The sequence below is a fragment of the Paenibacillus sp. PK4536 genome (assembly GCF_028594455.2).
GTDB classification, from domain to species: Bacteria; Bacillota; Bacilli; order Paenibacillales; family Paenibacillaceae; genus Saccharibacillus; species Saccharibacillus nuruki.
In genome coordinates, this window is record NZ_CP126313.1 from 3,775,402 (window position 1) to 3,790,458 (window position 15,057).

13 protein-coding genes are annotated in these 15,057 nt (G+C 38.1%); 4 read left to right on the top strand and 9 right to left on the bottom strand.

Annotated features, from left to right (window positions below):
- Positions 1-195: 195 nt before the first annotated feature.
- Complete coding sequence (locus PO903_RS16735; RefSeq protein ID WP_273594033.1) at positions 196-801, bottom strand: pentapeptide repeat-containing protein; 606 nt, start codon at positions 799-801, stop codon at positions 196-198.
- Positions 802-1,128: 327 nt separating this feature from the next.
- Here PO903_RS16735 and PO903_RS16740 point away from each other — a divergent pair, with 327 nt between their 5' ends.
- The 3 genes from PO903_RS16740 to PO903_RS16750 all read left to right on the top strand — a co-directional run bounded on the left by PO903_RS16740 (position 1,129) and on the right by PO903_RS16750 (position 5,552).
- On the top strand, positions 1,129-2,763 hold the full coding sequence (locus PO903_RS16740; protein ID WP_273594034.1) for an S-layer homology domain-containing protein: 1,635 nt from the start codon (positions 1,129-1,131) through the stop codon (positions 2,761-2,763).
- 288 nt (positions 2,764-3,051) lie between these two features.
- On the top strand, positions 3,052-3,963 hold the full coding sequence (gene cyoE / locus PO903_RS16745) for a heme o synthase (RefSeq protein WP_069328616.1): 912 nt from the start codon (positions 3,052-3,054) through the stop codon (positions 3,961-3,963).
- A gap of 197 nt (positions 3,964-4,160) precedes the next feature.
- A complete protein-coding gene (locus PO903_RS16750; protein WP_273594035.1) occupies positions 4,161-5,552 on the top strand; it encodes an N-acetylmuramoyl-L-alanine amidase family protein in 1,392 nt (463 codons plus the stop codon).
- Positions 5,553-5,700: 148 nt separating this feature from the next.
- On the opposite strand, the gene PO903_RS16755 is transcribed toward PO903_RS16750, so the two are convergent.
- The gene (locus PO903_RS16755) at positions 5,701-6,825 is read right to left on the bottom strand and encodes an NADH:flavin oxidoreductase (RefSeq protein ID WP_273594036.1); all 1,125 of its coding nucleotides are present in this window, start codon (positions 6,823-6,825) and stop codon (positions 5,701-5,703) included.
- 186 nt (positions 6,826-7,011) lie between these two features.
- Between PO903_RS16755 and PO903_RS16760 the strand changes: the two genes are divergently transcribed.
- Positions 7,012-7,605 carry a TetR family transcriptional regulator gene (locus PO903_RS16760; protein WP_161594224.1) on the top strand — a complete coding sequence of 198 codons (594 nt, stop codon included), beginning with the start codon at positions 7,012-7,014 and terminating at the stop codon, positions 7,603-7,605.
- A 35-nt stretch (positions 7,606-7,640) separates the two neighbouring features.
- Here the strand turns inward: PO903_RS16760 and PO903_RS16765 are convergent, their stop codons facing one another.
- The 7 genes from PO903_RS16765 to PO903_RS16795 form a co-directional block, all read right to left on the bottom strand.
- A complete protein-coding gene (locus tag PO903_RS16765; RefSeq protein WP_273594037.1) occupies positions 7,641-8,303 on the bottom strand; it encodes an SGNH/GDSL hydrolase family protein in 663 nt (220 codons plus the stop codon).
- A gap of 108 nt (positions 8,304-8,411) precedes the next feature.
- Positions 8,412-8,561 carry a hypothetical protein gene (locus PO903_RS16770; protein WP_161594223.1) on the bottom strand — a complete coding sequence of 50 codons (150 nt, stop codon included), beginning with the start codon at positions 8,559-8,561 and terminating at the stop codon, positions 8,412-8,414.
- A gap of 95 nt (positions 8,562-8,656) precedes the next feature.
- On the bottom strand, positions 8,657-9,883 hold the full coding sequence (locus PO903_RS16775) for an MFS transporter (RefSeq protein ID WP_273594038.1): 1,227 nt from the start codon (positions 9,881-9,883) through the stop codon (positions 8,657-8,659).
- Positions 9,884-10,031: 148 nt separating this feature from the next.
- Positions 10,032-11,042 carry an ROK family protein gene (locus PO903_RS16780; RefSeq protein ID WP_273594039.1) on the bottom strand — a complete coding sequence of 337 codons (1,011 nt, stop codon included), beginning with the start codon at positions 11,040-11,042 and terminating at the stop codon, positions 10,032-10,034.
- A 201-nt stretch (positions 11,043-11,243) separates the two neighbouring features.
- On the bottom strand, positions 11,244-11,876 hold the full coding sequence (locus tag PO903_RS16785; RefSeq protein WP_069328623.1) for a LysE family translocator: 633 nt from the start codon (positions 11,874-11,876) through the stop codon (positions 11,244-11,246).
- The gene (locus tag PO903_RS16790; protein WP_273594040.1) at positions 11,877-12,698 is read right to left on the bottom strand and encodes an AraC family ligand binding domain-containing protein; all 822 of its coding nucleotides are present in this window, start codon (positions 12,696-12,698) and stop codon (positions 11,877-11,879) included. It abuts the gene before it with no gap.
- A 228-nt stretch (positions 12,699-12,926) separates the two neighbouring features.
- A complete protein-coding gene (locus PO903_RS16795) occupies positions 12,927-14,933 on the bottom strand; it encodes a TerD family protein (RefSeq protein WP_273594041.1) in 2,007 nt (668 codons plus the stop codon).
- Between the last annotated feature and the right edge of the window lie 124 nt (positions 14,934-15,057).

The window sequence follows — 15,057 nt, forward strand, 5'->3', positions numbered from 1 at the left end:
CTTTTATATACATTATTTGATAACGCTTACAATCTTTAATAGCGATCTTATTATAGTTTGTTATATATGTAAATGTTTTCCTTTTAATATCATATTAGATATAAAAAAACGGATCAAAGCTATGTGTATAGCTCGATCCGTTGATTTCATTTTGTTATTTATACTTATTTACACACCAGTCTAGTCTTATAACGCTTACTCGATCTTAGCGCCCAAAGAACGTGCTACCAGAACAGCTTGTTCTCGATCCATACGAGTATTTTTGATCACCAGTACTTTCAGATCCACCCCTTCAAGATTAGCCCCTCTAAGATCTGTGCCATGCAAATTCGATTTGATCAATACAGCACCCGTGAGATCACATTTTCTCAAGTCTGCAAATGACAAATCTGCATTGGAAAAATCGGTTTCATAGAATTTAATGTCTTTTAAATCTTGCTTTTTGAATATCGTATAACTCAAATTCGTGTACGACCAATCACCTTGATTGAGCGTGATTCCATCCATTTGAGCACCGGCAAAGTCTGAACCTGTCATTTTGCAAAAGTTAAATTTAGATACAAATAGATTAGCACCGGTGAACGAGCAATTTTCAAATGCAGATTCGGTATGGATCGAACCATTCAAAGTGGCTCCTTTAAAATCGCATTCGATAAATCGGCAGTAACTGGTTTCTATTTCATCCATAGATACATTCATAAAAGTACACTTTCTGAACGTACAGCGTACCAATTCGCCGTACCGCAAATCTCGTCCATCAAATTCTACAGCATCGTATTCTTGATCTTTATATTGATACACAATAGACCTCCAATATCTTCAACATCTTATCAACCATCCATTTTAATATATCATATAGGTGTCAAGTCCCCGCTTAAATCAAGCTAAAAGTCAATTCCTTTTTTAATAAAAGTACGATACCGTTTTGACAAATGAATAGAACTCATGCTATGGTGAAAGCAATTATATGATCTGGATTGTAACCGCTTACGTGGGCAAAACCATTATGACTATTTTGCGAAGAAGACTGTTTTCTTGCAGATATCATTTTTGGTTTTGCCCTTTTTTGCGTAGCTTCGTTTGAATAGACATTCAGATAAATCCCAAGATACCCAAGGAGGAATTGAGATGAGGAAAAAAATAAATGTTAGTGGAGTCGCAGCCCTGACTTTGTTAATGACTACTATGGCTTTAATACCGAACCCTTCAAGCGCAGAAGCTTCTTCTGTATCATCGGTCGTTGCAAATACATATATTGGTGATGCTGGTACGATGGTGGAGTCTTTCGATATCGCTGTTGACGATATAAGTAAATATGATCGTTTGCAAGCCAGTGACTTTGATATTACAGGTAATTACAATGGATATCCGCTCAATGAAGCAGGTGAAATTGTACAGAATGATTACACAAACGACGGCATCGAACTATCGATCAAAGATCAAATGATTCATATGAAAGTGGAATCTTTTCGATATCCTGGTGGTAATCTAGCTCCATTCGCTGTCAAAAGCAGTACCTATCCCGAACTGTCTTTTACCAAAGACAATGTGACTAAAGTGAATACACGTACAGTCGATGATTTTAAATCCAGTTCATTTACAGCAAGCGATGGAGCAACATTACCTTATCGTTTCAAAGAAACCTCTTCTACTGAACCTCAACCTCTAGTGGTCTGGCTTCATGGTGGTGGTGAGTTCGGAACAGACAATACCAAGCAATTAACAGAGAACCGCGGAGCAACCGTCTGGACAGAATCAGGGCAAGATACTTCGGTGCTTGCTGTACAATATCCGCAAAACTATGGCTGGGCGATCTACAACAATCCAGTAGAATTATCGCAAATGCAAGCGTATTTCACTCTTCAATATGAACTGATCCAACAATTAGTTGATGAAGGAAAAGTTGATCCACAGCGAATCTATTTGGTAGGTGTATCCAGCGGTGGCGGTGGTGCACTACGCTTTATGATGCAGTATCCTGATCTATTTGCAGGTAGCATTGTGATTGCAGCCAAAGATGCTGTTGCCGATTATAAAGGAAGCGTAGAACCATTCAAACAAGCATTACAATCGCTAACCAACGTTCCGATTTGGCTGATCCATGCTGAAAATGATCCAACGACCGATAGCCGCACGACTAAGCTATCTTATCAAGCTTTAACCGAATTAGGATCAACCCAAGTTAAAGAAACGCTGTATAGTGATGAATGGATGAAAGAACAACATTTGTACGATAAAATGCTACACTGGTCATGGGTTCCTGCGTTGAATAATGATGAGGTTATTGACTGGTTATTTGACCAATCTCGTTCCAATTCAGTAGCTAATTCAAAGCTAGCAGCGGATAAAATGGTTACTCGTGCTCAACTAGCAAATGCTTTAGCACATGTTCTGAAGCTATCTGAATCTACATCGACAACACCATTTGTAGACATTGTCTCGTCTGATATGACAAAACCTATTCAACAGGTGGTTGCGCAAGGTTTGATGAAAGGAACAACATCCACCACCTTCGCACCTGATGAACAAGTCACTCGTGCTCAACTGGCTACCGTGGTCTCAAATTGGAGCAAGATTACAAAACCATCTATAGAAATAAAACATGCTAAGATATCGACCGATGTACCTCAGCAACACTGGGCATATTCCTCGATTGTAGATGTATTACAAATGGGACTGATGAAAAATGATACAACAAATCAATTCCATCCTGCTCAATTGGTGATAGGTCAAGAAGTTAATGATCTGTTATCTCAGATGTGACAATTTTAATTTAAAATAAAAAAAACAAACACCAAAACGGTATCTATACAAAAAGATACCGTTTTTTGTTGCTTCTACAGCGGATTTGGGCTATTTTTAATAGATATGACTTGTATCATATTGATGTATTTTTCACAATTCAATTACGGAGTGTTCTAAAATTGTTCACATTTAAATGACATTATTATTAACGAAGTCAAGTTACAGAATTCACCTACTATAAACAGTGATATAATTACTACATTATATCGTATAAAATTTTAATTATATAGAAATGGGTAGATGATAATGATGAATAATAGTGCGCAGTCTAACATTACAGTGGAGTACAGTTCAATACCTAAAGCTTTTTTTGATACAATCAAAGTCGGTATTATCAAATCTAATCTGATTGCTGTTATTGCTGGTTTATGTATGGCACTTTATGTATTTAATGAATCCGTCTGGGGACAAATTGTACCGATTATCCTCGCTATGGTTGGATCGACTTTGATTATTGCTTCCGCAGGAGCATTTAATAACTTGTATGACCGGGATATTGATGCCATTATGGAACGAACCCGAACCCGTCCAACCGTTACTGGCCAAGTGGATACAAAAACAGGTTTGATTATCGGTTTTACGATGACAATTTTGGGTGCTATTGTATTGTATATGGCTACGCCAATGGCGGCTGTGTTCGGTATATTGGGACTTTTTCTGTATGTCGTTCCCTATACCATGTGGACAAAGCGTACAACAGTCTACAATACGGAAGTTGGTAGTCTTTCTGGAGCTGTGCCACCATTGATTGGTTGGTGTGCGATTTCACAAGATTTGGGGCATTTCGAAATTTGGGCACTTGTCGTAACAATGTTACTATGGCAGATGCCGCATTTCTACGGTATTGCGATTCGCAGATTTGATGAATACAAAGCAGCAAGCGTTCCTATGCTTCCGATCGTTAAAGGAATCAGACGCACGTATATTCAGACCAATGTATATATCGTATTGCTTTTATTCTCAAGCTTTCTGTTCTGGACATTAAGTCCTTATGTGACTCTCGTATCTTTTGTCGTAACACTAGCATGGTTGATTCTTAGTGTATCCACATTCAAAAAATACGAAAACAAAAAATGGTCACACAAAATGTTTATCTTCTCGATCAATCATATTACGATTATCTTCTTGATGATTATTGCGTACTGTTTGATCGCTTAATAGATCATAGGTACGTGATGATTAGAGCTATAATCGGTTCTCTCTTCTATAGAGGAATCGATTATAGCTTTTTTTATTTTGCTTTTATTTTTGCATTAGAGAAACTTTTTTTCTTTAGATGAGTTTAACCTTTTAAGTGGAGAAACCGAATATACATAAGTGAGCACTATTCTAACGGGAAAGAAGATGAGATAACAATGAACCGGAATACTCGAAATCTATGGCTAACGATAACATTCGCATTCTTGATGAGCTTTTTCATTTTACTTCCGCAGACAACGACAGCGGCATCTACACAAATTATGTTGGATAACCAGCCTATCGAAGGTGCTGGTGATGTCATGATTACCAATCAGACGACAATGGTTCCTATTCGAGTGATCTCCGAAAAGTTGGGCTATAACGTAAAATGGAAAAAGTCAGATCAACAAGTGACCATATCGAATCCTTCTGCAACAATCAAGCTGACCGTCGGACAGTCTAATGCAGACTCTACCCGTGGCAATGTGGTACTAGAGCAATCTCCATTTATGAAGTCTAATACAACCTATGTTCCTTTACGTTTTGTCGGTACAGAGATGGGATTGAAAGTAAAATGGGATAACACATCCAAAACAGTTCATTTAGAAAAAGTAACTGCTGGGCCGGATACCAATAATGGAGTTACCCCTGATCCCAATAGTACGACTATCGAAGGGATTAGCTACAGTGACAATCGCTTAATGATTTCGTCGAGCGATAAAGTAAATCCAGTAGACTCTGTCCTTACGAATCCGAATCGCATCGTGATCGACTTGCCCAAAACATCTTTCGGTGCAGGGTTTCTACAAGGCACTGAATTAAAACAAGGTGAAGTTGGAACGATACCGGTGACTGGATCAGCAGATGTGAAGCAGATTCGTTACTCTATCTTCAGTAGCCAACCTTCTCAAGTCCGTATCGTGATCGATCTTAATCAAAGCAAATCGTATAAACTGTATCAACAAAATGATCTGACTTTTGTCGATCTCAATACCACTGCAACCACCAAACCGGTTGGCTCTGGCGGTAAAAAAGTAGTGATTATTGATCCCGGTCATGGAGATACCGATTCAGGTGGTATAGGAGCTACAGGCGTACTTGAAAAAAATGTAGTTCTAAATGTAGGGAATAAAGTCGCTGCCCTACTCAAAAAAGAATCGCAAATTGATCTGATTATGACACGCACCGATGATACATTTATTCCGTTAGATAGTCGTGTGAAAATCGCTGAAGATGCTAATGCCGATGTGTTTCTTTCGATTCATGGTAATGCGGCTCCTAACAAAGACGCTAGCGGTACTGAAACATTCTATGCCGATACCAAGCGCAGTAAGCTGTTATCTGATATTATTCAAAAACATGTGCTTGCCGCTACAGGGTTTAAAGATCGCAACTCCAAGCAAGCCAACTATCTGGTGATCCGCAAAACAACCATGCCAGCAGCGCTACTTGAAATTGGATTTTTGACTAACAAAACAGAAGAATCCATTATGGTACAAGATGATTTTCAAAATAAAGTAGCGCAAGCGATTGTAGCAGGGCTTAAAGAATATTTGAATATCAAATAAATCTGCTTTGTTTATGATGATACCTAACCTTCTTATCTAATCTATTATTCTATAGCAAAAGTTCTACAGCAAAAAGCGCTCTTCACTATACATGAAGAACGCTTTTTTATGTTTGTGTATTTTTGTGTATAAGATGTGTAGCTTTATTTTAGATCAATGTTGTTAACGATTCAGGTGTGAAATTATGCAATTCTTCCGTGCGGTTCTCGCGAATTTTGATCGCCCAATCGGGATCACTAATCAATGCACGTCCGACAGCGACAAGATCGAACTCATTATCATCCAAACGATCTAACAACGCTTGGATATCTTTTTGCTCGGCTCCTTTTCCTTCGGTATATAATGTTGTGAAGTCACTATCGAGTCCAATAGAGCCGACAGTAATCGTTGGCTTGCCTGTTAGCTTCTTCACCCATCCTGCTAGACTTAGATCTGATCCTTCGAAAGCAGGCTCCCAGAAGCGACGTGTGGAGCAGTCAAAGATATCGACACCAGCTTCTACTAACACATCTAGAAATTGACCCAGTTGTTCAGGGGTATCGAATAGTTTGGCTTGATAATCGCTCATTTTCCACTGAGATAACCGTATTGCTATTGGATAGTCTGGCCCTACTTCAGCTCGTATCTTTTGAATGATCTCCACAGCAAATTGAGCACGCTTGATAAAGTCTCCACCGTATCGGTCAGTACGTTGATTGGTTTTCTCCCAGAAAAATTGATCAATCAAATAACCATGTGCACCATGAACCTGTATACCGTCAAATCCAAGTTTCTGCGCTTGTACAGCCGCATCGACAAAGGCTTGAATCACCTCATCAATCTCTTGCTGAGTCATCGGTGCAGTTACCTGCTTACCATCCAAATCAAGCCCGGACGGAGCAAGCGATGGAGCTTCTGGATGCGGTAAAGAACCTGCTGGACGAGCAATACCCATATGCCCAAATTGCGGGAATATCTTGCCCCCTACTTCATGCACTTGACGTGCCACTTCAGCCCATCCACGTAAAGCTTCTTCTCCATAAAAGTTAGGGATATTAGGTTCACTGATCACTGCTGGATGATCTATATTGGTACTCTCTGTGATGATCAATCCGACTCCCTTTTCAGCTCGGCGACGGTAATAAGCCGCTACATCTTCTCCGGGTACTCCATTGATCGAGAACATACGGCTCATTGGAGCCATCACGATTCGAGTAGGTAACGTTAATGTACCTAGTGTATATGGTTGAAATAAAGCTTCTGTTGAATGAGTTTGTTGTTGTTGATTATTCAAAATAGCACCTCCTGATTGGTATACATCGATCCTATCAAGCTTTGATATGCTCTACAACCAACAATGTTTCTGTTATTTTGCTTAAGCAACAGATCGATCATATTGTTGTTTATCTTCTTTATACTTGTTGCTACAAGAAGGTGCGTCTATAATAAATATAACTTAGACCGAAAGCGGTGTATAACGATGGCAAGTGTTCTTTCTCCTAATCCCAATGATCCGCGTGTGATTCGTACAAGACAGTTGATTTTGGATTCATTTTTAGAACAACTTCATAACATGGATTTTGAAACGATCACGATCAGCGATATTACCAAACATGCGACGATTAATCGGGCAACCTTTTATGCTCATTTTCCAGATAAATATGCGTTATTAGAAACGATGTTGTCTGATACTTTTTTACAATTTGTAATCAACAAAGTGGATAATCATATCAATTTAACCGAAGAAATGATCTATGAGTTAGTCATGGCACTGTGTGAATATCATGATTCGAGTATGACTTGTATCAAAAAATACAATTCAGTATCTGCCATTATGGAAGAAAACGTTAAAGTACAGTTAGAGAAATTTATACTCAAGTTAATCACTCAAGAACATACACATGCTGATGAGCATACATTAGCAACAGCAGCGACCATGATTAGCTGGGCAATATACGGAGCGGCTTATCGTTGGAAACAAAGTCATGAACAATCTCCATCTAATTTAGCTGAAAGTGTTGTTCTGATCGTTATGGGTGGACTGAATATATTACATGCAACAAAAAAAGGCTGATAGGTCTATCAGCCTTTAGGTTATAACGTATTCTTTTATAATGTTTTCATAAATCCAACGATCCGATTGGCTAATCGCTCATGCCCTTTTTGATTAGGATGCAGTCCGTCAGGTATACCGTTTTCTCCTGTAAAATACATATTTTTGTGAACTTCCAGTAGAGGCTGAATCCCTGCTGTATTCCATAGGTCACAACAAGGAAAAGAATAGAGCGAAGCGACTTCTCGTACAGCTTGAACGTAATCGCTATAGATTTTACCTGTTGTTGTGTTCGGTAAATGCTCAGGTACGCTATTGCTTGATCCATGAGGTGGAGTCAAAAAGACAATTAAGCGATCCGGATAATATTGAATAAGTCCCTCAGCAATATGTTTTAAAGCCCCATAAAAAGTATATGTATCATCGGCAGAAGTATTTATATCTCCAAATTCATTTTCTAATGAGGAGAAATCATTTCGACCCCCCATAAAAAAGATGATATCTGCGTCTCTATTCATATGTTGATATCGTTCACACATCGGTTCCCATCCGCCACTAGATACACTGCTTCCAGAGATCCCGTGATTTTCATAAGAATTCAAACCTAAGCTTTCGCTAACTAAAGCAGGATACGCTTGTTCTCCTTCTTTTAATTCATAACCAAAGGTAATACTATCTCCTAAAAAAACAGCTGTTTGATTCTGATATAATGCACACATATATGTAGCTCCTTTCTTATAAATACTATTACTAATATAGCAAAGGTATTTATAAGAAAGATAGATTACTAAACACTTGAAAAAAGATTTCTATAATAAAGAGCTTTGTTATAAAGGAAATAAATAAGCAAATGGATCATCTGATTTAGAGTTCTTCTTGTCTAGATCTGGGACTTTGTCTGTTGCTGCATAACTAGCACCGAATAAAATGACAATACATAATAACATCCATAGAATTAATCCTGAAATGAGTAACATAATACTCCCTTCTTTCTATTCAGTCAGATATACAAACAATTTCCTACTTTAAGTAGATACAGTAGTCATTAGAAGTCCGAAAAAATAAGATGTTATTAATAGTGGTTTGATTGTCTTTTTTTGAGTGCTACATTTACAGATTCAGAGCTTAACAACATCCCTACTATAAAGATCAGCACGACAATAGGAAACAACTGAATACTCCATTGAGATGCTAAAACACCGAATAGCGGTGGTAAAAAGGTAGTTCCTGTATAAGCAACTGCCATCTGGTATCCAATCAGTTGAGCTGAATTCACTTTACCGAAGCGATGTGGCGTTTCATGGATTAATCCTGGATACACAGGTGCGAAGCCTACACCGATCAAAATTAACCCGATCATACTGGCGATATTAGGTAAAGGAAGTAACATAAGCACTACTCCACTCACTGCGATAATCTGACCTGCCAGAATCAAAATACGATTGTTGACTTTCATCGTAATAAAGCCGGTTATCAATCGACCTACGGTAATGCCGCCATAATACAAAGACACCCACAGAGCGGCGGTTTCAGCAGTCATTGATTTAGCACCTACAAGATAACTAGCACCCCATAAGCCGACAGTCGATTCTACTCCACAGTAGAATAGAAATGCAATCAATGTCATCTTTACGCCTTTGATACGGATCGGATGAACCTTTTTTGAATTCACATCTGTAGAAGTATCATTTGTCGGTTCCGATGATGGATCAGATAGGTCGTTATGATCGACTTTGGATTGTTGAAGGTTCGCTACTTTTTTCCAAAGGGGTAAAGTAACTAGTAAGATAAGAACCAGTCCCCATTGAATCATAGATACCGTCGAATATCCTTCACGCCATGATCCATGTTTAGCGATAAAATAAGACATAATGATCGGTCCTGTCATTGCTCCGACTCCCCAGAAGCAGTGCAACCAGCTCATATGATGGGCTTTATAATGATTGGCTACATAATGGTTAAGTGCAGCATCTACTGCGCCTGCACCAAGCCCTAATGGAATAGCTAATAAAGCTAACCATAATAACGAAGGAGCAAATGAAAATCCTAGCAAAGCACTAGCCGTCAACGCACAGCTAAATAATGTAAGCTGCCCGGTTCCCCATTTTTTGATAATCGTTCCACTTGCTAGACTGGATACAATCGTACCTGCTGCAATAATCATAGATAATAAGCCAGCAGATTCAAGTGAAGCTCCAATTTGTGGATGCATGACCGGCCATGCTGAACCAAGCAATGCATCCGGAATCCCTAAACTGATAAATGCAAGATAAATAACAATAAGAAACCAAGTAGCCATCCGACAATACCCCTCCAACATGATAATATCTAATTAAATAAACCAACTTAATAAAGAATATTTATTAAGTATGCAATAGACTGTATTAACTGTCAATACGATCTTACTTTATTTATAAAAAAATACTCTCATTGCGTAATGAGAGTATTTAAATATTCGGAATATGCGATAGAAAGGGTTCTAATGCTTTGAGTGTTAACCATTTCATTCCAATTTCAAAGTCATCATGGAATGAATCTAGGAAAATAAGTTCAGGATAAGAAGGCATAGCACGCTTCACTTGATATGCTTCCCAATACGGAGCCCACTCTTCTTCTTGAATATAACTTTGATACATAATGATCTGTTGTGGTGCTAGAATAGCATTCGTCGTCTGAACTAAATGACACAGCGTTTCTAGAAAAGTATCTTTGCTAAGATCGCTTTCCCAATCAATATTGATTGGCAAAAACTTAATCTCTCCTGCCATACCATGTTTCCCTTTGATCAATTGCCCATTCAGATGGATTCCCATACCCGGACAATACTTCTCTGGAAAATACATCCCTACGATGCATTGTTCTTGTGGTGATTCCTGCTGTACATAATATCCAGTAATCGCAGCATTAATATCATTTTCCAACACAACTGGAATACCAAAATGAGATTGAATATCTTCACTCATACGCACACCTTGTAGATTAGGGTGGCTACTTACAATAATCTGTCCGTCGATTGCTTGTCCCGGGATGCCCACTCCTATCACTTTGATGGCAGGATAACGAGCAAGATAATAATCGATCATTTCGTAAAAGCTTTCACGTTCAAAGATCGGCATATGATACTCTTTTTTTTCTAAAATATCTTCTCGTAAATTGATAACACTTGCCGAAGTGGTATCTTTGCCTTGCTTTACATTCATATAGATGACCAGAGCCATACTGAAATTATAATTATAACGATAGGTCAAAGCCGGTCGACCACCATTAGAAGGAATCATTTTGTCTTCAGCAATCTCGCCCTGTTCCACTAATTCTTTGATCAATGAGTTAATGGTAACAACACTTAATTGAGTCAATTCAGCGATCTGTGGCTTAGTACCGACTTCGATATCTTTCATCACACGGCGCACATTGCTTAGATTAATTTCTTTGATTAAATGAGTACTTATCTTTTTCATAATAACCTTTCCTAATACATAATAAATAGGGTTTATTTAGTATGTGGGAAATGCTATCGACTTGTCAAGACAAGGCATACTATAGAAAACAAACAAAGGTTTTGAACGACCCATTCGTCTTGCTATCCTTCTTATAATGGGAGTCAAAGTTATACATAATCGCTCATATAAAACCTACACTTAAAATTACTACCTAAATAATTATAGAGCTGTTTTCACACCAAATCCGATTAGCGCAAGTCCGGTTAACTTTTGGAAAACAAGCTGTACTTTAGGCTTTTGTAATACGTGTTGAAGATGTTGAAGTAATCCGACTAATACGATAAACCAGATTACAGCAATCAACGTTAGAATCAATCCTAGATACAGTAATTGCTGATGCACATGCCCTTCTGTATCAATAAATTGAGGAATAAAAGTAACATATACGAGCACTGTTTTGGGATTTAGAATATTACTGATCATACCTTGTAACAATGATTCTTTGTAATGCTTGGTAGGCTGATGCATCATCACAGATGAATCGGTAGGTTGTAAAGATTGAATTTGCAAATGACTTCGGGTCAATAATACTCTAATCCCGATATACAATAAGTATGCTGCTCCTACATATCGAATCAGATTGAAAACAAAAACAGATTGCGAGATCGCTACAGAAAGACCTAACACCGCAATACATGTCCAGAACAACAATCCTGTTGCAATACCAATTACAGTATAATAAGCCCCTTTGGCTCCATAGGCAAAATAATTCCGCATAATCAATACCGTATCTGTACCCGGTAACATCGACATCAACACAGCCATTAATATGTAGGTCAACAGATGTTCCATTTAAGAACTCAACCGTTCTTGTCGAAAGACATTGAGATACTGCTTGGGTGTTAGACCGACCATTTTTTTGAAAAACTTGCTGAAATGGCTTTGATCACTGAATCCTGTGTGTATAGCGACTTCGATCAAAGGTGTGCCTTGCTCTAGCAGTTCTTTCGCTTTGTTAATACGTATCGTCTCCAAGTAATTGTAAGGAGTAATCTTTTTCTCATCTTGAAAAGCACGAATCAATTGATATTTGTTATAGCCTATCAGATCACTTAATTCAGCCAGCGTCACGGTCTGCGAATAATGTTGCTCCAGGTAATGACAGACGGTCTGGATATCTGGGTGTTGATGAGATACTGCATGTGCATGTTGCACAGACATATCTGTATATTGCTCAATCAAAGATTGTAGTAATTGCTGGAATAGTGCTTCTTTGGCAAGCTGATCTTCTGCGCTCACAATAGATGAATGTAACTGCTTTAACGTCTGAGTTAATGGATGATCTACAAGTACATTGTAAGCAAAATAAGGAAGTTCTCCTTGGTTAAACTCTCGCATCACATCAATACTAACGTTGATACAGCGGTAGTCCAGAGTGAGATGATCGATCTGTTCACAGCTATGAATATCATATGGATTAAATAACAGTAAATCACCCGGATTAATAATGTATTCTTTCCCTTTACAGATCAATTGCCTTTGACCTGCTTCAATAAATCCGATCACATAATACTCATGAAAATGAGGAGAAAATTTCTGCATAATACCTTGAAATTGATAAGCTTCTATCTGAAGCTGAGTATCCAAATGTAATGTCCTGAGTTCATTTGCCATCTTGTTATCCTCCTAACCTGCTGGGTTCTGATTCTATTTTAATCAATATTATTGTTAAAAGTCTTGTACGATATTGCAGATTTATAGAATGGCATAGATCGTATTATCATTAGAATGATAACTTATGTACCTTGTATCGTTGAAAAAAAAGTAAAAAAGCCGCTACGTAGAGCGACTTTCTATCTTATATTGAACATGAATCTATTGATGAACATACAGCACTAACAGTTAACCCGTAGTTAGACCATACATTTTGCAAGCTTCTTCTAATCCACCGACAAAATACGTTTCCGAAGTGGTAAATGCCCATTCCCCATCGATTTTGCGGAATTGACCTAATACGAGTGTATCACATACTGTACTCGGCATATATTCAAACGTATGATACAAGTTCAGTTCATTATCAATCGTCAATTCCACTTTTTGCTTATACGCATCGAGTGAACCTACAATCACAATTTTCTCGCAATATGCAGGCAAAATGGATAGATCGATATACATCATTTTTTCCCATGCATTATCGTTGATCAATCGTATACATCCACTCGGGTGATCAGTCTGATTGTAGAAAATTAAATCTTCATCACTTTGACATTGATCCGATCCATCGACGAGAAAAGCAGAAATATCGATATCAATCTCGTCTTCTACATCTTTTTTAGATAATTTGAGCTTGAGTTCACTTTCATCAGAGACTCCGATACGTGAGCGCAAACGATCTTCCACTTTGGCTAACTGCATTTTATCCCATATTTCTACATCTAATTGTTCTGCTAATTGTAGCGCAGCACGGCTAAAATAATTTGTTGCTACAACCATATATTTGTCGCAATTGTACATTCTTGCGCCTGCATATACTTCTTGTACAGCTTTGATTGGAACCACATTGCTAAAGCATTTTAACTGCACCGCTTTGCGTACTCCGCCTTTGATCGCAATCAGATCCACCCCATAATCAGGAGCATAAGGATCACTGGTAGGGACTTCGACTTCATAGCCTAATTTGGTAAACAAATCCTGCATATGATACTCAAACGTTTTACCATTTAAAGCGATATCTTCTAACACTTCTGGCGTGAAATTATACGTATCCGTCAGATCAGGAATCCCATAATTGGCACCGATCTTTTCCATGCCAGCATTATAACCGTTCCCGATAGCATTAAAGCGCCATTCTTGCTTGTAGTAGTATAATGCACCCAATTCTAGCGCTGTATTAGAAGCACATGTCTCCATATCAATATGAAAACGAATCAATTCACGATTATCGTAAGTGAGCACACGAATATATAATTGTTCAGGCGTACCATCAGGCATAACCAGTGAAAATAGAATCTTATCTTGCCCTGCTTGCTCTACTGCCGATAGATTGACAGTGTATTGCTCCATATCTTCTGTTGGTAATTCTCGTCCATCGACATGGGTCATCCCGATCGTGGATTTATTACCGAAAAAAGCGATATTTTCAGCATCAGCTAATTGATTATTGGCAAGCAACATCGCCGCGCTTAGACATTCCCCTTCGACTGTTTTCCAACCGATCCCTACTTTGAGATTGGTTTGTTCTACTTTGGATTTGGAGCCTTTGATCACATGTTGTGAATCTGCTATGTTTTCGATCTGACTGATGCGTACTCGTCCATGCATCGGTAAATCTGTTTTGTTTACATACTGCGCAAATTTATTCAACAATTTACGATATAATACCGAAGTAGCTAGACTAGAAATCTTAGGAATATGCGTTAGCATAATATTTTTAGGTGGTTTTCCAGCACACCGTAAAGGTGATCCTTTAATCGATACAAAATTCCAGAACATATGCGGTGCATTCATCGATTGAATGACTCGTGTATACGGTGTAACTTCTTCATCTGTAAACCAGATAATATGTGTTAATTCACTGGTATGAAATAGTTCTGCGAATAAATCTATTTTTTCTCCACGTAATGGATCTTTACCGTAAATATGTGTTTTCATATAATGAGAAGCGGTCACTTCTGCAAAATGAGGTAACTTGTAAAAAGATCCTTCGGTCTGGGCGATCACTTCAATATCACCGAACATCGATAACGGTGACAGCTTGGTCAAGACGGATTGCATATTATTACGCTTCATATACCGCTGTAGACTATCGGCTGTATTGATAATAAATATGTACCTCATTTTGGAACCATCTACATCTTGACGGGTTAAATAGGACTGATACGATGCTCTATAGTTAGTGGCAGAACTCATACAAAAACTCCTTTAAGAAAAATATAGAAAAAAAGATAGAAACCATACTAATGTGACTTAATAATCATTTATATTATTTCTAACTTTACCTCTTTTTACCTAAGAAGGAAATGAAATATTTTAC

What these genes read in the sequence shown, in the direction of transcription:
- PO903_RS16740 (WP_273594034.1), top strand. Translation starts at nt 1,129, where the DNA reads ATGAGGAAAAAAATAAATGTTAGTGGAGTCGCAGCCCTGACTTTGTTA.
- cyoE (WP_069328616.1), top strand. Translation starts at nt 3,052, where the DNA reads ATGATGAATAATAGTGCGCAGTCTAACATTACAGTGGAGTACAGTTCA.
- PO903_RS16750 (WP_273594035.1), top strand. Translation starts at nt 4,161, where the DNA reads ATGAACCGGAATACTCGAAATCTATGGCTAACGATAACATTCGCATTC.
- PO903_RS16760 (WP_161594224.1), top strand. Translation starts at nt 7,012, where the DNA reads ATGGCAAGTGTTCTTTCTCCTAATCCCAATGATCCGCGTGTGATTCGT.
- PO903_RS16765 (WP_273594037.1), bottom strand. Translation starts at nt 8,303, where the DNA reads ATGTGTGCATTATATCAGAATCAAACAGCTGTTTTTTTAGGAGATAGT.
- PO903_RS16770 (WP_161594223.1), bottom strand. Translation starts at nt 8,561, where the DNA reads ATGTTACTCATTTCAGGATTAATTCTATGGATGTTATTATGTATTGTC.
- PO903_RS16775 (WP_273594038.1), bottom strand. Translation starts at nt 9,883, where the DNA reads ATGGCTACTTGGTTTCTTATTGTTATTTATCTTGCATTTATCAGTTTA.
- PO903_RS16780 (WP_273594039.1), bottom strand. Translation starts at nt 11,042, where the DNA reads ATGAAAAAGATAAGTACTCATTTAATCAAAGAAATTAATCTAAGCAAT.
- PO903_RS16785 (WP_069328623.1), bottom strand. Translation starts at nt 11,876, where the DNA reads ATGGAACATCTGTTGACCTACATATTAATGGCTGTGTTGATGTCGATG.
- PO903_RS16790 (WP_273594040.1), bottom strand. Translation starts at nt 12,698, where the DNA reads ATGGCAAATGAACTCAGGACATTACATTTGGATACTCAGCTTCAGATA.
- PO903_RS16795 (WP_273594041.1), bottom strand. Translation starts at nt 14,933, where the DNA reads ATGAGTTCTGCCACTAACTATAGAGCATCGTATCAGTCCTATTTAACC.